This window comes from Rhizobium sp. NZLR10 (assembly GCF_019685125.1).
GTDB lineage: Bacteria > Pseudomonadota > Alphaproteobacteria > Rhizobiales > Rhizobiaceae > Rhizobium.
The window spans coordinates 1-22995 of sequence record NZ_JABDWE010000005.1 but is presented as its reverse complement, the minus strand read 5'-3'; the positions used below and the strand labels follow the sequence as shown (position 1 = coordinate 22995).

The window sequence follows — 22995 nt, the reverse complement described above, 5'->3', positions numbered from 1 at the left end:
CTTTTTCGTCTGGTTGGGCGGGTACATCGTACGGCATGCCGTGCCAGCCCCCCCTCTGCGCTACCGGGCATCTCCCCCACAGGAGATCACAAGCGGCTTGGCCTTCCCACCTCTCTACCGTTTCGTCGCGCTGCAACGGCAATTGTTTTGGGAAACCGTTGCGCCCAGCCGATCTCCCCACCTGTGGGGAGATGGCCGACAGGCCAGAGGGGGCCGGCACGGCACAGCGACCGTTGCACCGCCCTACTCGAACAGAAACGCCAGCCGTTTGTTCGTCAGCTTCGACAGCTGCTGCAGGCGGCCGTCCAGGCGTTCGCCGGCGAAATCGCGGTATTCGGGGGGCACGACGAATTCGAGGTCGATGTCCGGGTTCGACGACTTGCGGAAGATCAGGTTCTTGACGATTCCGGGCATCGAGGCCGAGAAGAGGTAGACGACGCGCAGCATGCCGCCGAGCAGCTTGGCGCGCTCGATGAACTGGGGTGTGGCGATCTGCGCCAACGGGCCTGTTGCGCCGTCGTCGTGTAGCCCTTCGAAACGGTAATAGTTGCTGAGCGCGATGAAGGCGCGGCCGGGATGGCTGATGCCGACGAAGGAAGAGTGAGCGATGACGTTCAACGCCTGCAGGCCGCGATAGTCGGGATGGGCACGCCAGCTGATATCGGCAAGCAGACAGGCGGCCTGACGGTAGCGGCTTTCCTCTTGCGTTTCCTGGACGCCAAAGAGAGGCATCATGCGGCCGGTCCATTCCGCCAGTTCGCGGGCATGCTCGGGCGAACGCGCACGCAGGATCGCCAGTTCGCCGGCAGCGGCAAGCAGCGGATCAAGGCGACGTTCGCCCTCCGACAGCAGCGAATAGAGATATCCCTCACGCACACCCTGCGCCGAGAAGGAAATCACCGACGGCTTCATCGCGCTCAGCACTTCCTTCATGGCGACGGCGCCGAAGGGCAGCAGCGAACGGCGGTGCTTCGACACCGCCTGCAGCGCCGGCTCCTTGGAATCGCGCGCGCTGACCACCTGTTCGAGGAACAGCATCATCGCTTCGAGCGAGACCTCATAGCCCTGCATCATGTGCAGCGGATAGTTGGTGAGCTCCATGTGCAGCTTGGCGATATTTCGCCAGGTGCCGCCGACGGCGTAGAAGGTGCGCCCCTCGCCTTTCGACAGCAGCTTTGCCGTCTTCACCTGCTTGCGGGCAAAGGTCCGGGCTTTGGACAGCGAGCCGCCGGCATATTCCGACAGGCGCAGGCCGCCGAGCGGCAGCGTGATGCCCTTGCCGACTTCCTTGCCCCTGATATCGATCAGCTCCAGCGAGCCGCCGCCGAGATCGCCGGCGATGCCATCGGGATTGTAAAAGCCGCTGATGATCCCGAGCGAGGCGAATTTCGCCTCCTCCTCGCCCGAGAGCACGCGGACCTTGCGGCCAAGGATGGTTTCGGCCTGATGGATGAAATCAGGACCGTTGCTCGCCTCGCGCGCGGCGGCCGTCGCCAATACATACATGGTGGCGGCGCGCGCCTGATCGGACAGCGCCTTGAAACGGTGCAGCGCCACCAAAGCCCGACTGACGCTGTCTTCATCCATCTTGCCGCTAAGGGCAATACCCCTGCCGAGGCCGCAGAGAACCTTTTCGTTGAAGAGGACGGTTGGCGAACGGGACATGCCTTCGTAGACGACTAGACGAATGGAATTCGATCCAATATCGACGACGGAGACCGGGGCGATCCCCGGAAGGCGCCCCTGGGCTTCAGATTCAACCATTTGGTCCAGTTTTACTTGTTGTTGCGGCCTTCGAGCAGGCCGGCGATCAGCTTCGGCGCACTGGACTTCAGAGCTTCACCACGGCCCGACAGGCTCGGATTGGTCATGAAATACTGCTGCGCATTGAACGGTTCCTCGCCCCTGCGCACTTCCATGCGCCGCGACGTACCGTCGGGCAATATCTCGTAGCTTTGTTGATTGTCAATCACGTTGCCGAGCATAATCTGTGACAAGACCTGCTCGTGAACGGTCGGATTCGTCAGCGGAACCATGGTTTCAACGCGGCGATCGAGGTTTCTCGGCATCATGTCGGCCGAACCGATGTAAACCAGCGCCTTGTCGGATGGCAGGCCGTGGCCGTTGCCGAAGCAGAAGATGCGGCTATGTTCGAGGAAGCGGCCGATGATCGACTTGACGCGGATCTTTTCCGAAAGGCCGGGCACCTGCGGACGCAGGCAGCAGATGCCGCGCACGACGAGATCGATCTCGACGCCGGCATGGCTGGCGCGATAGAGCGCATCGATAATGTCGGGATCGACAAGCGAATTCATCTTCATCCAGATCGCCGCCGGGGCGCCGTTCCTGGCGTGCTGAATCTCTTCGTCGATGTGGCGCAGGATACGCGGGCGCATCGTATAGGGTGAGATGGCGAGCTGCATGCTCTGTTCCGGCTCGCCATAGCCGGTGATGAAATTAAAGATGTTCGCCATGTCGTGGGCGATGACCGGATTGCAGGTGAAATAGGACAGGTCAGTGTAGATCTTCGCGGTGATCGGGTGGTAGTTGCCGGTTCCGAGGTGGCAATAGGTCCTGAGCTTGCCTTCCTCGCGGCGGACAACCATCGACATCTTGGCGTGGGTCTTGAGTTCGATGAAGCCGAAGACGACCTGCACGCCGGCACGCTCGAGATCGCGCGCCCAGCGGATGTTCGCCTCTTCGTCGAACCGAGCCTTGAGCTCGACCAGCGCCGTCACCGACTTGCCGGCTTCGGCGGCGTCGACCAGCGCGCGGACTATCGGGCTGTCGTTGGAGGTGCGGTACAGCGTCTGCTTTATCGCCAGGACGTCAGGATCGCGCGCAGCCTGGAGAAGAAACTGGACCACCACGTCGAAAGATTCGTAGGGGTGATGGACGACCATGTCCTTTTCGCGGATGGCGGCGAAGCAATCGCCGGCATGTTCGCGGACGCGCTCGGGAAATCGCGCATTGTAGGAAGGAAACCTGAGATCCTCGCGCGGCGCCTTAGTGATCTCGGACAGAGTGTTCAGCGCCAGAAGGCCCGGCAGAACGGCGACGCGATTGTCGGGGATATTAAGCGCCTGAACGACGAACTGGCGCAGCGAGGCCGGCATTTCCGAGTCGGTCTCGATACGGATGACCTTGCCGCGGCGGCGCCGCTTCAGCGCCGTTTCGAAGAAGCGGACAAGATCCTCGGCCTCTTCCTCGACTTCGATATCGCTGTCGCGGATGACGCGGAACGTACCGGAGCCCTGCACCTCGTAACCCGGGTAGAGCCGGTGGATGAAGATGTTGGCGACATCTTCCAGAGTGATGTAGCGGATCGTGTTTCCATCATCCGGCAAACGGACGAAGCGGTCGAGCGCCGGCGGCAGGCGCAGCAACGCCGTCATCGGATCGCGGCCATTCTTGCTGACGAGTTGCAGGCCGATCGAGAAGCCGAGATTTGGAATGAACGGGAACGGATGGGCCGGATCGATCGACAGCGGCGTCAAGACAGGAAAGATCGCCTGTTCGAATTCGGCGGCCAGCCACTGGCGATCGGCATCGCTCAAAGCGCCGGGGCGGACGATCAGGATGTCTTCCTTGGCGAGATACTGCTGCAGCACGGCCAGCGAGGCCTGCTGCTCCATCTGCAGATGGTCGATTTCCTGCAGGATCGAATCGAGCTGCTCGGCCGGCGTCTTGCCGTCGGGGCTGCGGATGACGATGTTCTGGCGCACCTGACCCTCGAGGCCGGCGACACGCACCATGAAGAATTCATCGAGGTTGGCGGCCGAGATCGACAGGAAGCGAACGCGCTCGAGCAGCGGATGCTCGGTATTCAACGTTTCTTCCAGGACGCGGCGGTTGAACTGCAGCCAAGAGAATTCTCGGTTGATGAAGCGCTCGGGGCTCTTAAGCAGCTCTTCCAGCGGGGGAGTGTTGTCGTTGGATTGCGGAGTAAGTTCCTGATGTTCTGCGACTGCGCTATCCATAGACCGTTTACCCCGTTCTCAATCGCCGAAGGCAATTATATCAGTTTCACGACGGAACTGTGACAGTCAATCGGCCGGCTCCGAATTTCCCAATTCATTCAATACTTCGGCGGCCAGAGACCGGGTGATTTTCGTGCCCCGCGACAGGGCCAGCCGGTCAAGCCTTTCGACGATCGTCTGGGCGGCATTCAGCGACCGCTCCATCCGGTTAACGATATAGAGCACGAGTTTGTCATCTATATAAAGCTGCCGGTCGGCAAAGAGCTTGACGATCACCTGCGACAACAACGCCTCGTCGGGTTCGCCGATTTCGACGACGGTTGCAGCTTTCAGGCGCGAGCGCAGATCGGGCAGCAAAACCGGCCAGGACATCGGCCAGAGACGGCTGGTCATCAACAGCCCGGTGCCATTTTCGCGCACGCTGTTGATGACGTGAAACAGCGCATTGTCGTCGAAGCCAAGGCGGTCGGCGTCCTCGAACAGTACGGGACCGGCGGCGGCAGCAACCGCGGCGTCTGAGCCAAGTTCGGGATGGATGTCGACTGCGCCGCTCAGTTCCCGCCAGATGCGGGCGAGATGCGATTTTCCCGAACCGACCGGGCCGGCGAGCACGACGACCGGCGATGGCCATGCCGGCCAGGCATCGACGATCGAAACGGCGGCGGCGAGACGCTCCGAGACCAGGAGGTCGTCGCGCCCGCTTGCAGCATCGTGCAAAAAGACCAGCGGTAGCTGCTCTCCGGCCTTGCGCTTCGGATCAGCGTTGTTCACGTCATTCATTGGGAACTGATTTCGTCTTTCGGGTGCGGCCAGTGGGCGACACGCCAAAATAAAGATCGCTCTGAAGGTAACGCGAAAGCGCGAAACGAACAAGCACGCCGACGGCGGCGGCGGCCGGCACGGCGACCAGAAGACCGACGAAACCAAAGAGCGCGCCGAAGGCAAACAGCGCAAACATCAGCCAGACCGGGTGCAGGCCGACGCTGGAGCCGACGAGCTTCGGCTGCAGGATATTGCCTTCGAGGAACTGGCCGCTGAAGAAGACGGCGAGCACCAGGCCGATCCAGGGATAATCCGGCCAGAACTGCACGATCGCCACGCCGATGGCGAGAACGAGGCCGACCATCGAGCCGACATAGGGAATGAAACTGATCATGCCGGCAAAGAGCCCGATCAGCAGGCCGAAGTTCAGGCCGACGAGAGACAGGCCCGCAGCATAATAAATGCCGAGGATGAGGCAGAGCGAGCCCTGGCCGCGGATGAAGCCGGCGATCGCCTGGTCGATCTCCTTGGCGATCTGGCGGACATCGCTGATATAGTCGCGCGGGATCCACTGATCGACCTTGTCGACCATGCGGTCCCAATCGAGCAGGATATAGAAGGCGACGACGGGGGTGACGACAAGCAGCGATATGACGTCGACGATCGCCTTGCCGGAATTCCAGATCTGCGCGAAGAGCCCGGTCAAGAAGCCCATGCCTTCGGAGAGAATGCCGGAGAAATTGTCCTTGATCGTGCCGGCCTGGCTCTTGACCCAATCCGGCAGCAGCGAATTCTGCGATTGGCTGATGAACTGCTGCAGCTGGCTGATATAAGTCGGCAGACGCTCGGCGAAATCGTTGAACTGGCTGACGAGCACGGGAATGAGGATCATCAGCGCCAGCGCAAAGATAATGACGAAAGAGATGAGGATGCCGACCGTCGCCATCATGCGGCTCAGGCCCAGACGCTCCAGCCGATCGGCCACCGGATCGAGGAAATAGGCGATCGCCATGCCGGCGATGAAAGGCAGCAGGATCGAGCTGAAGACATAGAGAAAGACGATGAAGAAGACGAGCACTGCCAGCCAGAAGAATATCTGACGCTTGAGACTGTTGCCGCTGACTTGCTGTGGCATCGCTTCCCCGCTGTTCGCTCGCCGCCGACCAAAAGCCGCATCCGAACCGAAGCGGCCATTCAGCACATAGGATGCAGGCGCAAAGATGGTCAACCCTGCCGCGCCAAATCCCGAAAAGGCTCGGGGAAGACGCGGGAAATTGGGGGCTTTTGCCATGCGGCGCTTGCATAAAGGCCCCTGTCATGCAATTGCGACCGGCAGATGACGCGGCGCGTCTGCCGCCAGAAATAGCCATCGGAGACCAGCATGAGCCAGTCTGGGAAAAACGGCCTGACATACAGCGATGCGGGCGTCGACATCGATGCCGGCAACCTCCTCGTCGAGAAGATCAAGCCGGCGGTGCGCTCGACGCGCCGCCCCGGCGCCGACGGCGAGATCGGCGGCTTCGGCGGGCTGTTCGACCTCAAGGCCGCCGGCTTTACCGACCCGGTTCTGGTCGCCGCCAATGACGGCGTCGGCACAAAGCTGAAGATCGCCATCGATGCCGATTACCACGACACCGTCGGCATCGACCTCGTCGCCATGTGCGTCAACGATCTCGTCGTGCAGGGCGCCGAGCCGCTATTCTTCCTCGATTATTTCGCCACCGGCAAGCTCGACCCCGACCAGGGCGCGGCCATCGTCGGCGGCATTGCCGCCGGCTGCCGGCAGGCCGGCTGCGCGCTGATCGGCGGCGAGACCGCCGAAATGCCCGGCATGTATTCCTCCGGCGACTACGATCTCGCCGGTTTCGCCGTCGGTGCTGCCGAACGCGGCAAGCTGCTCCCCTCCGGCGATATCGCCGAGGGCGACGTGATCCTCGGGCTTGCCTCCTCCGGCGTCCATTCGAATGGCTTCTCGCTGGTGCGAAAGATCGTCGAACTGTCCGGTCTCGACTGGGATGCGCCGGCGCCGTTCGCCGACGGCAAGAAGCTCGGCGAGGCCCTGCTTGAGCCGACCCGCATCTATGTGAAGCCGCTTCTGAAGGTGATCCGCGAGACCGACGCCATCAAAGCGCTGGCGCACATCACCGGCGGCGGCTTCCCGGAAAATATTCCGCGCGTGCTGCCGAAGCATTTGGCGGCCGAGATCGATCTTGCCGCCGTCAGGGTTCCCAAGGTGTTTTCGTGGCTCGCCAAGACCGGCGGCGTCGAAGCGAATGAAATGCTGCGCACCTTCAACTGCGGCGTCGGCATGATCGCCGTCGTCGCCGCCGAGAATGTCGCGGCCGTTTCCGCCGCACTCGAAGCCGAGGGCGAGACCGTCGTCACGCTTGGGCGCATGATCGCCCGCGATGAGGGTTCTGCCGGCACGGTCTATAAGGGCACGCTTGCCATATGAGTTCGCCGCGCAAACGCGCCGTCGTCTTCATATCCGGCGGCGGCTCGAACATGATGGCGCTGATTGCGGCGGCGAAGGCCGCCGACTACCCCGCAGAAATCGTCGGCGTGATCTCCGACAAGGCCGATGCCGGCGGGCTCGCCAAGGCGGCAGCCGAGGGTATCGCCACCTTCGCCTTTCCCCGCAAGGATTATGCCAGCAAGGAAGCGCACGAGGCGGCGATCTTTGCCGCGCTCGACACGCTGTCCCCCGACATTCTCTGCTTGGCAGGCTACATGCGGCTGCTGACGCCTACCTTCATCCAGCGTTATGAAGGCCGGATGCTCAACATCCACCCTTCCCTGCTGCCGCTGTTTCCGGGCCTGCATACACATCAGCGGGCGATCGACGCCGGCATGCGGATCGCCGGCTGCACGGTGCATTTCGTCACCGAAGGCATGGACGAAGGGCCGGTGATCGGCCAGGCCGCCGTCCCGATTCTCACAGGCGACACGGCCGAAAGCCTTGCCGCGCGCGTGCTCACCATCGAACACCAGATCTATCCGCAAGGGCTGCGGCTCTTTGCCGAAGGCCGCGTGACGATGGAAGGCGGCAAGGCCGTCGGCGCCGAAGCTTCGGCCGCTGCGCCCCAGGCCCAACTGATTTCGCTGATCGGCGACCGCGCTTAGGGCAACAACGACCGTTCCAGAGGCAATGACGGCGCCGAAGGATGTGTCGCGGCGGCGAGACCTGCCGCTACACTGCCAAGCAGGACGACGATGCTGAGGGCGACCGCCGTCAACTTCCTATTCAAAGGCGTCACTTATATCTCTGTCGAAAATTTCCGACCGATGTAGGCGCGAATCGGTTCATCGAAACGGGTGGATAGAAAATGTGCCGCCCCAACGGCAGCTAAGAGGGTGCCGCTTACCGCAATCGGCAATGGCACACTTCCGTCGCCAAGGTTTTGGAACTCAGCGCCGAGTCGAATGATGGGCTGATGAACAATATAGAGCGGATAGGACAACCGTCCCAGATATGCCGCTAACGGCCGCTCCTTGTTCAGCGGAACTGCAACCGCTAGCACGACCACGATCGGAATTATGATAGCGATACAGAAGAAATCGTACATGTTTTTGGAGACAGCAAAGGGGAAAAATAAAACCCCTATCAGGATGAAAAGCGGGATCTGAGGTGGAACCGTTCCGACAAGACGACTGATTTTCCAGCGAAAAATCAGAACACCACCAAGGAACGAAAAGCCGACCCTGACAAACCCTTCAAGGAACGCTTGCCAGCTGGCAAAGCCGACCGGACCAATAGAACCTTCGATGGTGACGACCAGGAAAAGCGCTGCTGCCAATAATATGAGCGCCGCTGCCTCATGCTGGAAACGAATTCTCCGGCGAGCGGCTGATCCGTACACCCCGCTGGCGAACATCTCAAAACAGAGCGACCAAAGTGGGTTGTTGATCGCGAACGCCTCTTGCCCCGCCAGAAGCCCTAACGGCAATAGGAGTAGTGCACCTAGAGCCAGAATCGGGACGTCGGCGAGTGGGATACTCGGTGTTGAAGTAAATAGCGACGCGACAACGCCCAAGCCGACACCAGCCACGATCAAGGGGTAAAGGCGCAATAGACGCTTCAGGAAGAATGCACTGCTCCGCAGAACGCCCGACTTTAATTTTTGATCGTACCTATGAGCGAGAACGAAGCCGCTAAGGCAAAAAAAGAAATCCACGGCCAGAGAGGCGTGGGAATTAAGGCCGAATCCGAAAGCCTGGCTGGCATGCAAGAGAACCACGGATAGCGCAGCTACCCCCCGAAGTTCATCCAGAAAGAAAAAGTAGTTCTTCAATTTGCGAGCCTTGCTAGCGAGACTCGCATCACCAAACCGTATGGTACGCTGAGCCACCATCGTGCAGTCCGACCGGGACTTGGCAATGGCTCACCCAAACCTTGGCTCATCATATCGAGATCCCCATCAGCTGGCGCTGGGATAGTGATGCCGTGTGACAAGTCAGAATCGTCGACGGCGTCGACTCTCTCGATCGAGGCATTCGGACTCAACGTTTGCCGGTCCCAAAGCTATTCATATTTCCCCAGCCCAGTGGCCCGCCGGACGGAATCCAGCGCCCTGAAGTTGCAATTGCGGTAACCGTTGTCGACGAGCGTAGATTACAAATTGAATTTTCAATTGCAAGTGAAATTTATGCGCTCACTGGACGAGTGATGCACCGTGACTTCGCAGACGTTCCAGGCACCTCAGCAGGGAGTTGAGCTATGCCGCCAGCGCATGTATAGGATGCAGCGTGCCGTCGCTGTAGACGAAGCGGCCGGCGCGGAACGTCGCACGGATGCGATGGACCTCGCCTGGCTCAACCACGACCAGATCGGCGCGCTGGCCGATGGCGATTTCGCCGCGATCCAGGAGGCCGGCGGAGCGGGCGGCATTGCCGGTGGCCATGGCGACGGCGGCCGGCAGTCCACCCTCCACCATGTCGGCGAGCTTGAAGATGCCCGGCACGAAGGCGGCCGGGTGATAGTCGGCGGCGATGACGCTGAGGAGACCGGCCCTTGCGGCATCGAGGGCGCTGAGATTGCCCGACATCGACTGGCCGCGCAGCGCGTTCGGCGCTCCCATCAGCGTCCAGAGGCCGCGCCGGCGCGCCTCCTCTGCGGCGGGCGCCGTCACCGGAAACTCGCTGATGGTGACGCCGAGGTCGTGCATCTCGGCGACTTTTTCGACGCTGTCATCATCATGCGAGGCCAGCGACAGCTTGTGCTTCAGCGACAGCGCGACGATCTCCTTCAGCTTGGCCTCGATGTCAGGATTGTTGCGCATGGCGATGCGCTTGGCGACGATCTCGGCTGCCATTTCCTCGGAGACGGCGCGGCGCTCGGAAATGCTGAGGATGTAGCTTTGCAGGTTGTTGTACTGGCCCTGGCCCGGCGTGTGGTCGGTCAGCGAAACCATGTCGATCTGGTCGGCATTCAGCAGGCGTTCGAGCGCCGGAGCGGCGCCGACATTGGTGATTTCGTAGCGGGCGTGAACGCGGTGATCGATCAGCAGATTGTCGCGCAAGCGGTTGATGCCTTCGATGACCGCCGAGGTCGTCTCCAACGAGCGGACGTGACCATAGACGCTTTCGGTGGCGAAGGAGACGGCGGCAAAGGCCGTGGTGACACCGGCGGCGGCAAGCTTCTTGTCGAGTTCATGAATGCCGAAATCGATCGGCATCGTCGCGTTCGGGCGCGGCGCGATCTCGCGCTCGATCATGTCGCCGTGCAGATCGACGAAGCCCGGCATCAGCAGCCGGCCGCCGCCGTCGATCGCCGCCCCGGCAACCGGCTCCGGCCTGATCTCGGCAATGACGCCGTCCTCAACACGCACGGAACCTTCACTCACCACCTCGTTTGGGAGAACGAGGGTGAAATTGCTGAGCCACATGGGCTTTCTCCTGACCGCATCGGATGATTGACAGACCGCAGCGGATAGAACCGCTTCGTGACAGTCGTATGAAATTTCGAGCACACTCACCTTAAAGCGGAAACTTGCGCTTTGGAAATGGTCCGATGCGCCGCTCCACGAATTCACGGTCACCGATCCAACCGAGTACCCTGTCCAACAGCCAGTTGACTAGTTATAACTTAACTAGTAATACTATGACTATGACCTTAATCAAACGCTCACCAGTCGCGCTCGCTGTCCTTGCAATGCTCATGGAAGAGCCGCTGCATCCTTACCGAATGCAGCGGCTCATCAAGGAGCGCGGCAAGGATGAAGTGATCAACGTCACGCAGAGGGCGAGCCTTTATCAAACCATCCATCGGCTCGAGCGCGAGGCATTGATTGCCCAGCAGAAAACAGTCCGGGATGACAAGCGTCCCGAGCGGACCGTATACGAGATCACCGAAAAGGGCCGCGACGTTGCGCTGGCATGGATCCGCGAGATGTTGTCGACCTTGACGCGGGAATATCCGGAATTCCCCGCAGCCGTATCATTTCTTGCTCTGCTGACGCCGAACGATGTGTTGGGTCTGCTTGAGCACCGGGCAAAAGCCATCGAGTCGGAACTTCGGCGGATCGACGGGCTCCTGCGGGAGGCGCAGGCCGTACCAAGGCTCTTCCTACTTGAGATGGAATATCTCCGAGCGCTTCACGCGACCGAGTTGTCTTGGGTCAATGGCGTCATCGGGGACCTGCGCGCCGGGCGCATCACCTGGACAGACGAGTGGCTCAGGCAGATTGCCGTCGAGTTCTCCACCCACTCCAAGCTCGACAAGGACTAGCACCATGAAGGTTTTGATTATCGGCGCCGGGACTGGCGGTTTGGCACTCGCTCATCTGCTTAAACAGGCTGGCGTTTGCATTGCGGTGTATGAGCGCGACATCGCACCGAACGCCGACACCGGCGGCTATCGCGTCGGTATCAGCCCGGCTGGGAGCCGAGCGCTAAAGGCCTGTATACCCAACGAACTCTACGACCTCTATCTTACCACATGCGCCAGGTCGCCATGCTATTTCAACATGTTGACGGAACAGCTTGGTGAGGTGCTGAGCTTCGACATCGGTGATGCGGCTGCGAATACTCTTGACGGTGAAAAGAACGTCGTTCGAAAGACGCTGAGGCGGGTTCTGCTCAGGGGGCTTGAAGACAACGTCTCCTTCGGCAAAGCGCTTCAGGGGTACGGACGTAACGCCGACGGGTCCGTCACCGCTTGCTTTCAGGATGGAAGTCTGGCGACGGGAGATGTTTTGGTCGGCGCTGACGGCACGAACTCTGCTGTGCGCAGGCAATACTTGCCGGAAGCGCGTCTGGAAGACACGGGGATCGTGTCGCTCGGGGGCAAAATTCCTATGACGGTCGAGGCGAAAGCTCTGCTGTCGGACAAGATGCTGAAAGGCATGTCGATGATTATGGCGCCGATGGGGTTCGGCGCGATTATTCACTCGCTCGAGTTCGCCGACAGCCGCAGCAACCCTGATTTTGCCGCTCGCTGGCCGGATTTCGTCGAAGCGCTCGACGAGGACAGTATCGGCTGGGGCATCTGGGGCGCTCGGCAGAATTGCCCGCGGGATACGGCCGGCCTGAGCGGAGAGCAATTGAGAGAATTGGGCCTGGAGCTTGCTCGGGACTGGCATCCGCACTTGCGCGCGCTCATCCGTATGACGGAGCCCGCGACCATCCACGATGTCAAGGTCAGGACTTCCGTGCCGCTGAAACCTTGGACGAGTTCGAACGTCACACTGCTCGGTGACGCCGTCCATACGATGACACCTGGACGCGGCGCCGGCGCCAATACGGCGCTTCGCGATGCCGCTCTGCTTGGGCATATGCTGGTCGAGGCGGACCGAGGTCAAAAGCCGCTCGTCGAAGCCATACGCGCCTATGAAGCCGAAATGCTTCGCTACAGTACCGAAGCAGTACTCGAATCGAAAAGGCATATGGATGCCAGCGATCCGGCTCATCGGCCGATTGTCGGCACAGTCCAGCTCGCTGCCATGCGCGGCGTCATGCGCATCATCAACGCAACACCTGTATTAAAGCGACGTGCCTTTCGGCAGATGATGCGAGTTCGCGGCGAAAACTAAGACGATCGCGGGTAATGGGATCGCCCCGCAGGCAATTTGGCGAACGAGGCCTCGATCGCCGCATCCGCTATCGAAGATCATTCCTGTTCAACATGGCCCATTGCAGCAGCATGATCGTCTTGGCGTCGAAGATCTCGCCGTCTTCGATCATTCCGGCGGCTTCGTCGAGCGGGACTTCGAGAACCTCGATATCCTCGTGCTCCTCGTCCAGGCCGCCGCCTTCCGCGACCCGGTCGGCGATGTCGATCAGGGAGACGAAGAAGTGGACGACTTCGGTGACCGCGCCCGGCGACGGGTAGCATTTGAAGAGGAAACGCGCATCGCGCAGGTGGTAACCGGTTTCTTCCATCGCCTCGCGGCGGATCGCCTGTTCGGGATGGTCGTCATCGAGAAGGCCGGCCGGCACCTCGATCATCCAGGCCGGATCGCCGTTCAGATGCACGGCAAGCCGGAACTGGCGGACGAGAACGACGAGATCCCGCTTCGGATCATAAAGCAGGATGCAGGCGGCGGGCGTGCGGTGATAAACCTCCCGCTTCAAGCGCTGGGTCGCGCCTTTGCGGTCGATATAATCGAGCAGATAACTGCTCAGCTTTGTCCAACCATTCGACAGCGTTTCCTCGCTGACGATCTTCACCCGCGATTTCGGCTGCATCATGCTGCGTCCCTGCGAAGCCAGACCTTGTTATCATGCACGGCCGCCCCGCCATAGGGCGCGACCGGGTCGGCGCCGGTCAAGACGTTGATACCCTCGCCATCGACATGCGCCTTGTTCGGCCAGAGGCCCTCGGCGATCAAAACGCCAGGTTTCACCTCGGTGGTGATGCGGGCGTGGATGCGCAGATCGCCGCGACTGTTGCCGATGCGGACGAGATCGCCGTGGGCGATGCCATTGGCTTCAGCGTCGGCGGGATTGATCATCACCTCAGGACGGCCTTCCTTCTGACGAGACGTCTTGGTCTCGGAGAAGCTCGAATTCAGAAAATTGCGGGCGGGCGACGTGGCGAGACGGAAGGGATGTTCGCGATCGGCAACTTCGATGACATCGACCTGATCGGGGAAAGCCGGAAGCTCGGCATGCGGCCCGAGCACGCCGATCGCCGCCGGCGGCTTGTTCGGCGCCGGCTGATTGATCCAGTCCGGGCGGAAATGGAACTTGCCATCCGGATGGGCAAAGCCGTTCAGATAATGCGCCTCCTCGAAAGCGGGCTGACGATCGAACCATTTGTGTTCGAGGAAATGGTCGTAATCCGGCAGGCCGCTCGATTCGAGGACGCGGTCGACCATTTCGCGGGCAGAAAAACCGAAGCCGGGTCGATCGGCGACGCCGAGGCGTTTGGCCAGTTCCTCGATGACGAAGAGATTGGTGCGCACGCTAGGTGGCGGCTCGACCAGCTTCGGCCCGAGCAGGATATGGTTCTGGCCACCGGCCCGGTAGATGTCGTCATGCTCGACGAACATCGTCGCCGGGATGACGATGTCGGCGATATCAGCCGTCTCGGTCATGAACTGCTCGTGCACGGCGACGAAGAGGTCGTCCCGGGCAAAGCCGCGTCTGACGAGGCGCTGTTCGGGAGCGATGTTTGCCGGGTTGGTGTTCTGGATCAGCATTGCTCTCACCGGGCCGCGATGGCGTAGCGCCACAGCATCGCCGGTGAGCACGCGGCCGATCTGCGACTGATCGAGCATGCGGATATCGGCATCCTTCATCGGCCGGCCGGTCAGCTCCGCATTGTTCATGCGGAAGATATCGCTGTTCGAATGGAAGGCGCCGCCGCCCTCATATTGCCAGGAACCGAGAACGGTGGCGATCGAGGCGGCCGCATGCATGGCTACGGCGCCGTTGCGCTGGCGGGTGAAGCCATAGCCCAGGCGGAAGAAGGTCTTTTTCGTCGTGCCGACGAGGCGGCCGAAGGCTTCGATCTCCTCGACCGAAAGGCCGGTGATATCTGCTGCCCATTGCGGCGTCCTGGTTTTCAGATGCGCTTCGAGCCCCGCGGGATCGTCGGCATATTTCGCCATGTAGTCACGGTCGGCATGGCCGTCGCGGAAGGCGATGTGCATGACGGCACAGGCAAGTGCCGCATCGGTGCCCGGCTTGACGATCAAGGCCATGTCGGCCTGCTTCATCGTCGGATTGTCGTAAATGTCGATGACGACGATCTTCGCGCCGCGCTCCTTGCGCGACCTGATGGCGTGGGTCATCACGTTGACCTGCGTCGAGACCGCGTTGGTACCCCAGATGACGACGCAATCGGTGCGGCCCATCTCGCGCGGATCGGGACCGCGCAGCGTGCCGGTCGCCATGGTGAAGCCGGTCCAGGCGGGGTTGGTGCAGATCGAAGAGAAGAAGCCCGAATAGCGCTTGGCATGGCGCAGGCGATCAATCGAATCGCGCTGCACCCAGCCCATGGTGCCGGCATAGAAATAGGGCCAAATCGCCTCGCTGCCGTCCCTTGCCTCGGCCTTCACGAAGGCTTCGGCGATCTCATCCAGCGCATCGTCCCAGGAAATCTGCTGCCACTGCCCTGCCCCCTTGGCGCCGGCGCGGCGCAAGGGATGCATCAGCCGCTCGGGATGGTAGAGCCGCTCGGCATAACGGGCGACCTTGGCGCAGATGACGCCGGAGGTATAGGAATGGTCGCCGGCGCCGCGCACGCGGCCGATGCGGCCATCCTCTGCTATATCGACCTCCAGCGCGCAGGTGGAGGGACAGTCGTGCGGACAGGCCGTGTGGCCTACCCTGGTGTCCGACTTCGGGGATTTGGCGTGGATGGGGGTCGCAATGTTCATGGCATTTGTATATTCCAAGGCTTGCACGGCCAAAAGCCACAAAACTTCCCCATGACGCGAATTCATACGGACATCAGCGAAAATGAACTACCGCCACATCTATCACGCGGGCAATTTTGCCGATGTGCTGAAACATGCCGTGCTGGCGCGGCTGATCCGCTACATGCAAAAGAAGGATGGGGCATTCCGCGTGCTCGACACGCATGCCGGCATCGGGCTCTACGACCTCTCGTCCGAAGAAGCGCAGAAAACCGGCGAATGGCTCGAAGGCATCGGCAAGCTGATGGAGGCCGATCTCGGCCCTCAGGTTTCCGAACTGCTGGAGCCGTATCTCTCCGCCATCCGCGAACTCAACCCTGAGGGCGGCGTCCGTTTCTATCCCGGATCGCCGAAACTTGCGCGGCTGCTGTTCCGGCCACAGGATCGCTTGTCGGCAATGGAACTCCATCCCGAAGATTTCGTCAGGCTGCACCGGCTGTTCGAGGGCGATCACCACGCCCGCATCACCGAGCTCGACGGCTGGCTGGCGCTCGGCGCGCACCTGCCGCCGAAGGAGAAGCGCGGCATCGTGCTCGTCGATCCGCCCTTCGAGGAAGAGGACGAATATCAGCGCCTCGCCGAGGGACTGGAAAAGGCCTATCGCCGTTTTCCCGGCGGCACCTATTGCCTGTGGTATCCGCTGAAGAAGGGTGCGCCGATCAAGGAATTCCACGAGGCGCTGCAGGCGCTCGACATCCCGAAAATGCTCTGCGCCGAACTCGCGGTCCGCAGCGACCGCGGCATCACCGGATTGACGGGCTCAGGCCTCGTCATCGTCAACCCGCCCTTCACGCTGAAGGACGAGTTGCATCAATTGCTGCCGGCATTGAAGGACCATCTGGCGCAAGACCGTTTTGCCTCGCACCGGGCCTTCTGGCTGCGCGGCGAGAACAAGGCGGCGATCAAGGACGATTGACCCGGCAACCGGGTTCGGGAATAGTCCGCGCCACAGGTCCACAATCTGATCAGGTATCCCATGAAGCTGCTCTGTTCGCCCGCCTCGCCCTATTCCAACAAGGTGCGGATGGCCGCGCATTTTCTCGGCCTAGGGGTGAACGCCATTCGGGTCGACACCAATACCGGACCGGCGATCCTGGTGGACAACAATCCGCTCGGCAAGATCCCGACGCTGCTGACCGATGACGGAGTGTCGATATACGACAGCGTGGCGATCATGCATTATTTCGACCGGCTGACGAAGGGCAAGCTCTATCCTGCGAAGAAGGGCAAGCGCACGGATGCGGAAATCCTCGAGGCGCTTTGCGACGGCATCTGTGACTGCCTGCTCGCCATCATCTACGAGCGACGCTTCCGCGACGAGGAAAAGGTCCATCAGCCCTGGATCGACCGGCAATGGAAAAAGGCGACGAGCGGGCTTGCTCACCTCAGCGCCGATCCGCCGAAGCTCGGCAAGAAGCTCAGCGGCGGGCATTTCGCGCTGGCCGCGACGCTCGATTATCTCGAGCTGCGCTTCAAGGACCAGTGGGAAGCCGATCATGCGCCGCTGGTCGACTGGCTGCGGCAGTTCGACAAGAAATTCCCCGCCCATGGCGAACTGAAAGCCCAGGGCTGAGAGCAGTCGGCTCGTCGGGCGTGAGCGCCGGCAACAACAAGGAAGCAGCAAAAAGCCGGGCAACGTGCCCGGCTTTTCCATGCTTGGACGGTTCTGTTCGGCTTAGAACTTGACGCCGATACCGAGCTTGACGCTGTTCTCGTCGTAACCGCGCGAGAAGCTGCCGGAGTCGAGGTCGTAGTCCTTGCTCTGGTAGTCGGTGTAGCGATATTCGAGGCGCGTCGTGATGTTGTTGGTCACGAAGGCTTCGACGCCAGCGCCGACCGTATAGCCGTAGTTCGTCTTGCTTTCATCCGAGGTGCCGTCGGAAACCTTGACGTTGCCGAGGGCAAGACCGGCGGTGCCGTAGAGCAGGAAGGGGTTCATGTCGTAGCCGACGCGGCCACGGACGGAGCCGTTCCAGCCATACTTGTTCTTGACGCCGTCTGAGGAGACGTCGTCGCCGCTGTAGCCGAGATCGGATTCAACGCCATAAACGATCTGGCCCTGCTGCCAGTTGTAACCGGTGAAGACCTGGCCGCCGAAACCATAGGTGTGACGGTCGGAACCGAAGTCCCCCATGTTGTAGGTGCCGGCGCCGCCGAGGTAAAAGCCTTCCCAGCTACCGGCCGGCTTGACCGGAGCGTCCTGGGCGACCGGTGCTTCCGGAACCTGGTCGACGGCATCGGCCGCCTGAGCTGCCGAGACGCCCGCAATTGCAAAAACGGAGGCCATGAGGCCAGCAATGAGTACACGCATACTTAGTCTCCTTTCAGTCCCGCTTTGCTTGCCATCTGTCTATCAGTGAAGCATTGGCGGGATATTGCCAGATGTCCCTTCCGGATCGAGACTGAAATTGGAACTCAAATGCGGATTTGAAAGAGCCAAATTGTGATATCATTGTGGCTGCCGCGTGGCCGAAATTCGATGTTGCTTGAGTGCAACATACACTTCATTAACCATACCGAAGAGTTAATCTTAAAATACTTATTTTAAGAAATCGCATTCTTAAATAATACATAGAATATCCTGCTCACGGACGCAACCGCGACGGCCTATTTATATAATCTCCGCCCGCGCCTATATAGTCAGCAGACAGACTCGCGGGATCAGAAGGCAGGATTTTGAACCACAAAAGACTTCGCTCGGCCCTTGTAACTGGGGCCGCTAAAAGAATAGGCAGGGCAATCGCCGAAGACCTTGCTGCAAATGGCTTTTCCGTTGCGATCCACGCGAACGGCTCCATCGATGAAGCCGAAGAGCTGGCGGCGGAATTGCGGCAGAAGGGATATCGGGCGATCGCGCTTATGGCCGATCTTACCGATATCGGCGAAACAAGCGCGCTCATGAAAAGAGCGTCAGAAGCTCTCGGGTCGATCGACCTGCTCGTCAACAACGCCTCGATCTTCCGCCAGGATTCGGCCCGCAGTTTCGATGCGCAGGCATGGGCGCAGCATTTCGACATCCATGTGCGGGCGCCCTCGATTCTCGCTGCGGGTTTTGCCGAACAACTGCCCGACGATGCGAACGGACTGATCGTCAACATCATCGACCAGCGGGTCTGGGCGCTCAACCCCGGCTTCTATTCCTACACGCTTTCGAAGGGCGCACTCTGGACGGCGACGCAGACGATGGCACAGACCTTTGCGCCGAAGCTGCGCGTCAACGCCATCGGCCCCGGTCCGACGGTGCGTAGCGCGCGGCAGTCGGAAGAGGACTTCCAGGCACAGATCGACGGGCTTATCATGAAGGCGGGGCCGGGATTCGGCGAGTTCGGACAGACGATTCGCTTTCTCTTCGACACGCCCTCGATCACCGGCCAGATGATTGCCCTCGATGGCGGCCAGCACCTCGCCTGGCAGACGCCCGATGTGGCGGAGATTACGGAATGAACGGACGAAAGCTGCCGGATGGCGGCGTTCTCTACGATGATACGGATGAGAGCGAAGACGATATCGAGGTGGAAGGCGATGTTTCCGCCGCCGCCCCGCTTGCGACTGCGGTCGACTGGAACGCGGGCAGCCTCAACGAGACCGGGCTCATCGGCGCGGAACTGATCGGCGAATTCGTCAAGCGGCTGCCGAACAGCCCCGGCGTCTACCGCATGTTCAATGCCGACGGCGACGTGCTTTATGTCGGCAAGGCGCGCAGCCTGAAGAAGCGCGTCGGCAATTACGCCGTCGGCCGCGTGCATTCCAACCGTATCGCCCAGATGGTGCGGCAGACGGCGAACATGGAATTCGTGACGACGCGCACGGAAACCGAAGCGCTCCTCCTGGAAGCGAATCTGATCAAGCGCTTGCGGCCGCGCTTTAACGTGCTGCTGCGCGACGACAAGTCCTTTCCCTATATCCTCATCACCGGCGACCATCGGGCGCCGGCCATTTTCAAGCATCGCGGTGCGAGAGCGCGAAAGGGCGACTATTTCGGACCTTTCGCTTCGGCCGGCGCGGTCGGGCGGACGATCAATTCGCTGCAGCGCGCCTTCCTGATCCGCACCTGCACCGACAGCGTCTTCGAAACGCGCACCCGCCCCTGCCTGCTCTACCAGATCAAGCGCTGTTCCGGGCCGTGCACCCACGAGGTCAGCGATGGTGGTTACGGCGAACTGGTGCAGGAGGCGAAGGACTTTCTGTCCGGCAAGAGCCAGAAGGTGAAGTCGCATATGGCCGAAGCGATGAACCAGGCGGCCGAGGACCTCGACTTCGAGCGGGCGGCGATCTATCGCGACCGCCTGGCAGCACTTTCGCATGTGCAGAGCCATCAGGGCATCAATCCAGCCGGCGTCGAGGAGGCGGATGTTTTCGCCATCCACCATGAGGGCGGCATTTCCTGCATCCAGGTGTTCTTCTTCCGCACCGGCCAGAACTGGGGCAACCGCGCCTATTTCCCGAAGGCCGATCCGCAGCTTTCCGGCGCCGAAGTGCTGAATGCCTTTCTCGCTCAGTTCTACGACGACAAGCCGGTGCCGAAGCAGATCATGCTGTCGGAAACGATCGAGGAGATGGAACTGCTCGCGGCCGCACTCAGCCAAAAGGCCGCTCACAAGGTTTCGATCCTCGCGCCGCAGCGCGGTGAGAAGCGCGATCTGGTCGACCATGTCGTCGGCAATGCGCGCGAGGCGCATGGGCGAAAGCTCGCCGAGACGGCGTCGCAATCGCGGCTGCTCGAAGGTTTCAAGGACACGTTCGGGCTTGCCTATGCACCGCAGCGCATCGAGATCTACGACAACTCGCATATCATGGGCACCAATGCCGTCGGCGGCATGGTGGTCGCGGGGCCGGAAGGTTTCGTCAAAAACCAGTACCGCAAGTTCAACATCAAATCGACCGACATCACCCCCGGCGACGACTTCGGCATGATGAAGGAGGTGATGACGCGGCGCTTTTCGCGGCTGATCAAGGACGAAGGCATTCCCGACCGGACGGCGCAGACCGCCGCGCCCGACGCCGCCGACATGCCCTTCCCGGCCTGGCCCGATGTGATCCTGATCGACGGCGGCCAGGGGCAGATGGCCGCGGTACGCGCCATCCTCACCGAGCTCGGCATCACCGACAGCGTGACGGCGATCGGCATCGCCAAGGGCGTCGACCGCGATGCCGGGCGCGAGCGCTTCTTCCCGCCGGGACGCGAGAGTTTTACCCTGCCGCCGCGCGATCCGGTGCTCTATTTCGTCCAGCGCATGCGCGACGAGGCGCATCGTTTCGCAATCGGCTCGCACCGGGCACGGCGCAAGAAGGAAATGATCAAGAACCCGCTCGACGAGATCGGCGGCATCGGGCCATCGCGCAAACGCGCGCTGCTCCAGCATTTCGGCACGGCGAAGGCGGTTTCTCGCGCGGCGCTCTCCGACCTGATGACGGTCGAAGGCATATCGGAAGCCGTCGCCAAGCAGGTCTATAACCATTTCCACGACGACGCCGCGAAATAACCGGTGTCCGTCGCAAATTCCACGCAAAGGCAGTGAAAAGACAGAAAGAATGTTGACGGTCCGCAGCCAAAGCCGTCATCTACCGCATCGGCCCGAAAATCGGAATCGATTGGAAAGCACGATGCGCAGGTTCAAAGTGTTACAGCGTCCTTTGCGCGTCTGAAAAGCCGCGCGGCGCTGTAGCGGCGCATCAATTCAGAGAAACGATCCCATGGCATCGCGTGCGTACAGCATTCCCAATCTTCTGACCTACGGCCGTATTCTCGCCGTACCGCTGATCGTTCTCTGCTTCTTCATCGAGGGTAAGCTGTCGATCAGCAACACGGCGCGCTGGGTGGCGCTGTGGATCTTCGTCATCGCCTCGATCACCGATTTTCTCGACGGCTATCTCGCGCGCATCTGGAACCAGACGTCGAATATCGGCCGCATGCTCGATCCGATCGCCGACAAGCTGCTGGTCGCCTCGATCCTTCTCCTGGTCGCCGCCGACCAGACGATTGCCGGCTGGTCGATCTGGGCTGCGATCACCATTCTCTGCCGTGAGATCCTGGTATCGGGCTTGCGCGAATATCTGGCAGCGCTGAAGGTCAGCGTGCCGGTGACGCGCATTGCCAAGTGGAAGACGACGCTGCAACTCGTCGCCATCGCCTTCCTGCTCGCCGGCCCGGCCGGCGACGAGATTTTCCCCTACACGACGCAGACCGGCATCGCGCTCTTATGGATCGCCGCGCTGCTGACCATCTATACCGGCTATGATTATTTCCGCGCCGGGGTGAAACATATCGTGGATAACGAGGAATGACCCGGCTGGTCTATTTCGCATGGGTGCGTGAGCGCATCGGCAAGAGCGAGGAGGATATCGACCTCCCCTCCTCCGTCGTTACCGTTACCGATCTCTTGAATCATTTGAAGACGCTGGGCGAAGAATATGAGACCGCGCTTCAATATCCCGAGGTGATCCGCGTGGCGCTCGACATGGAGCATGTCGAGCATGACGAGCCGATATCAGGCGCGCGCGAGATCGGGATATTTCCTCCGATGACGGGGGGGTGAGACAGTGATGGTGGTGCCGTGTCGCTACCCCCCTCTGTCCTGCCGGACATCTCCCCCACAAGGAGGGAGATTGGCTGGAAGCACGAACTTCCCCAACCAATCAACCTCGCAGCCCGGAAAAACAGAAGATGGGCACGATGGTCAAGCCGCCCGTAATTTCCCTCCTTGTGGGGGAGATGCCCGGCAAGGCAGAGGAGGGTTGGCAGGGCACGCCCTCTCCATAGTTTCCGCTACTGCATCAAAACAGTTGGGGATGTTATCATGATCATCACCCCCACCATCCGCGTCCAGCATGAGGACTTCGACCTTCAAACCGAGGTCGACCGCCTCTCCAAGGACAGGCCCGGCATCGGCGCCGTCGTCACCTTTTCCGGCCTCTGCCGCGATGAAGGCGGGGCGCTCTCGGCGCTCGAACTCGAACATTATCCCGGCATGGCCGAAGCGGAGATGGCCCGCATCGGCGATCTCGCCATTGCCCGTTTCGGGCTTCTCGGCCTCACCGCCATCCACCGTTACGGCAAGATCGCCGTGGGCGAGAATATCGTGCTCGTCATTGCAGCGGCGCCGCACCGGCAGGCGGCGTTCGACGGCGCCAATTTCGTCATGGATTTCCTGAAGACCGCAGCCCCCTTCTGGAAGAAGGAGCATGGTCGGGATGGCGCCACCGGCGAGTGGGTCACGGCGAGAGACGCCGACGACGCGGCGCGCGACAAATGGAAATGAATTAGCAGGCTGCTGAAATTCGCTCTGCGTTGGCGCAGTTGCTTGCTGTGGGTCTGATTTTTTTACAGACTGGCTGTCGTGCGGTGGGATTTTGGCCGATTGAGGCGGGTTTTCTGGCCATATCGGCTTATT

Annotated in this window: 20 protein-coding genes; 11 read left to right on the top strand and 9 right to left on the bottom strand. The window is 61.0% G+C overall.

Going from position 1 to position 22995, the window contains the following annotated elements:
* Positions 1 to 243 precede the first annotated feature (243 nt).
* The 4 genes from ppx to HJB82_RS09390 form a co-directional block, all read right to left on the bottom strand.
* On the bottom strand, positions 244 to 1764 hold the full coding sequence (gene ppx / locus HJB82_RS09405; protein ID WP_207583703.1) for an exopolyphosphatase: 1521 nt from the start codon (positions 1762 to 1764) through the stop codon (positions 244 to 246).
* Between the two features lie 11 nt (positions 1765 to 1775).
* Positions 1776 to 3980, bottom strand: coding sequence for an RNA degradosome polyphosphate kinase (locus tag HJB82_RS09400; protein ID WP_207583702.1), 2205 nt, complete (start codon positions 3978 to 3980; stop codon positions 1776 to 1778).
* Between the two features lie 66 nt (positions 3981 to 4046).
* Positions 4047 to 4760 (bottom strand): DnaA regulatory inactivator HdaA, encoded by a 714-nt coding sequence (gene hdaA / locus HJB82_RS09395; RefSeq protein WP_207583701.1) that lies wholly within the window; start codon positions 4758 to 4760, stop codon positions 4047 to 4049.
* Entirely contained in the window at positions 4753 to 5877 is a 1125-nt protein-coding gene (locus tag HJB82_RS09390) for an AI-2E family transporter (RefSeq protein WP_221115260.1), read from the bottom strand. The genes hdaA and HJB82_RS09390 overlap by 8 nt, the downstream gene beginning before the upstream one ends.
* Before the next feature lie 246 nt (positions 5878 to 6123).
* On the opposite strand from HJB82_RS09390, the gene purM reads away from it, so the two are divergent.
* Entirely contained in the window at positions 6124 to 7197 is a 1074-nt protein-coding gene (purM, locus tag HJB82_RS09385) for a phosphoribosylformylglycinamidine cyclo-ligase (RefSeq protein WP_221115261.1), read from the top strand.
* Positions 7194 to 7865: a phosphoribosylglycinamide formyltransferase gene (gene purN, locus HJB82_RS09380; protein ID WP_207583698.1), complete on the top strand. Its 672-nt coding sequence runs from the start codon at positions 7194 to 7196 to the stop codon at positions 7863 to 7865. The genes purM and purN overlap by 4 nt, the downstream gene beginning before the upstream one ends.
* 134 nt (positions 7866 to 7999) lie before the next feature.
* Here purN and HJB82_RS09375 read toward each other — a convergent pair whose 3' ends face one another.
* The gene (locus tag HJB82_RS09375) at positions 8000 to 9094 is read right to left on the bottom strand and encodes an acyltransferase (RefSeq protein ID WP_221115262.1); all 1095 of its coding nucleotides are present in this window, start codon (positions 9092 to 9094) and stop codon (positions 8000 to 8002) included.
* Positions 9095 to 9457: 363 nt separating this feature from the next.
* Positions 9458 to 10627 (bottom strand): alpha-D-ribose 1-methylphosphonate 5-triphosphate diphosphatase, encoded by a 1170-nt coding sequence (locus tag HJB82_RS09370; RefSeq protein ID WP_207583697.1) that lies wholly within the window; start codon positions 10625 to 10627, stop codon positions 9458 to 9460.
* A gap of 221 nt (positions 10628 to 10848) precedes the next feature.
* On the opposite strand from HJB82_RS09370, the gene HJB82_RS09365 reads away from it, so the two are divergent.
* Together HJB82_RS09365 and HJB82_RS09360 are read left to right on the top strand one after the other, a co-directional pair.
* On the top strand, positions 10849 to 11469 hold the full coding sequence (locus tag HJB82_RS09365) for a PadR family transcriptional regulator (protein WP_259669589.1): 621 nt from the start codon (positions 10849 to 10851) through the stop codon (positions 11467 to 11469).
* 4 nt (positions 11470 to 11473) lie between these two features.
* Positions 11474 to 12772 carry an NAD(P)/FAD-dependent oxidoreductase gene (locus HJB82_RS09360; protein ID WP_221139871.1) on the top strand — a complete coding sequence of 433 codons (1299 nt, stop codon included), beginning with the start codon at positions 11474 to 11476 and terminating at the stop codon, positions 12770 to 12772.
* 67 nt (positions 12773 to 12839) lie between these two features.
* Here the strand turns inward: HJB82_RS09360 and HJB82_RS09355 are convergent, their stop codons facing one another.
* Complete coding sequence (locus HJB82_RS09355; protein WP_207583694.1) at positions 12840 to 13430, bottom strand: NUDIX domain-containing protein; 591 nt, start codon at positions 13428 to 13430, stop codon at positions 12840 to 12842.
* Positions 13427 to 15631, bottom strand: a complete 2205-nt coding sequence (locus HJB82_RS09350) for a molybdopterin-dependent oxidoreductase (RefSeq protein WP_221131508.1) — start codon at positions 15629 to 15631, stop codon at positions 13427 to 13429. The genes HJB82_RS09355 and HJB82_RS09350 overlap by 4 nt, the downstream gene beginning before the upstream one ends.
* A 16-nt stretch (positions 15632 to 15647) precedes the next feature.
* On the opposite strand from HJB82_RS09350, the gene HJB82_RS09345 reads away from it, so the two are divergent.
* Both HJB82_RS09345 and HJB82_RS09340 read left to right on the top strand, forming a co-directional pair.
* The gene (locus HJB82_RS09345) at positions 15648 to 16520 is read left to right on the top strand and encodes a 23S rRNA (adenine(2030)-N(6))-methyltransferase RlmJ (protein WP_207583692.1); all 873 of its coding nucleotides are present in this window, start codon (positions 15648 to 15650) and stop codon (positions 16518 to 16520) included.
* Between the two features lie 60 nt (positions 16521 to 16580).
* Positions 16581 to 17177, top strand: a complete 597-nt coding sequence (locus tag HJB82_RS09340) for a glutathione S-transferase (RefSeq protein ID WP_207583691.1) — start codon at positions 16581 to 16583, stop codon at positions 17175 to 17177.
* 102 nt (positions 17178 to 17279) lie between these two features.
* On the opposite strand, the gene HJB82_RS09335 is transcribed toward HJB82_RS09340, so the two are convergent.
* The gene (locus HJB82_RS09335) at positions 17280 to 17915 is read right to left on the bottom strand and encodes an outer membrane protein (protein ID WP_207583690.1); all 636 of its coding nucleotides are present in this window, start codon (positions 17913 to 17915) and stop codon (positions 17280 to 17282) included.
* Between the two features lie 365 nt (positions 17916 to 18280).
* Here HJB82_RS09335 and HJB82_RS09330 point away from each other — a divergent pair, with 365 nt between their 5' ends.
* From HJB82_RS09330 to HJB82_RS09310, 5 genes are all read left to right on the top strand, one after another.
* The gene (locus tag HJB82_RS09330; protein WP_221139870.1) at positions 18281 to 19048 is read left to right on the top strand and encodes an SDR family oxidoreductase; all 768 of its coding nucleotides are present in this window, start codon (positions 18281 to 18283) and stop codon (positions 19046 to 19048) included.
* On the top strand, positions 19045 to 21087 hold the full coding sequence (gene uvrC / locus HJB82_RS09325) for an excinuclease ABC subunit UvrC (protein WP_221139869.1): 2043 nt from the start codon (positions 19045 to 19047) through the stop codon (positions 21085 to 21087). Before HJB82_RS09330 ends, uvrC begins: the two co-directional genes overlap by 4 nt.
* Before the next feature lie 211 nt (positions 21088 to 21298).
* A complete protein-coding gene (pgsA, locus tag HJB82_RS09320) occupies positions 21299 to 21889 on the top strand; it encodes a CDP-diacylglycerol--glycerol-3-phosphate 3-phosphatidyltransferase (protein ID WP_164008748.1) in 591 nt (196 codons plus the stop codon).
* Positions 21886 to 22140, top strand: a complete 255-nt coding sequence (moaD, locus tag HJB82_RS09315) for a molybdopterin converting factor subunit 1 (RefSeq protein ID WP_207583687.1) — start codon at positions 21886 to 21888, stop codon at positions 22138 to 22140. The genes pgsA and moaD overlap by 4 nt, the downstream gene beginning before the upstream one ends.
* Before the next feature lie 261 nt (positions 22141 to 22401).
* Positions 22402 to 22863 carry a molybdenum cofactor biosynthesis protein MoaE gene (locus HJB82_RS09310; protein WP_221115266.1) on the top strand — a complete coding sequence of 154 codons (462 nt, stop codon included), beginning with the start codon at positions 22402 to 22404 and terminating at the stop codon, positions 22861 to 22863.
* Positions 22864 to 22995 lie beyond the last annotated feature (132 nt).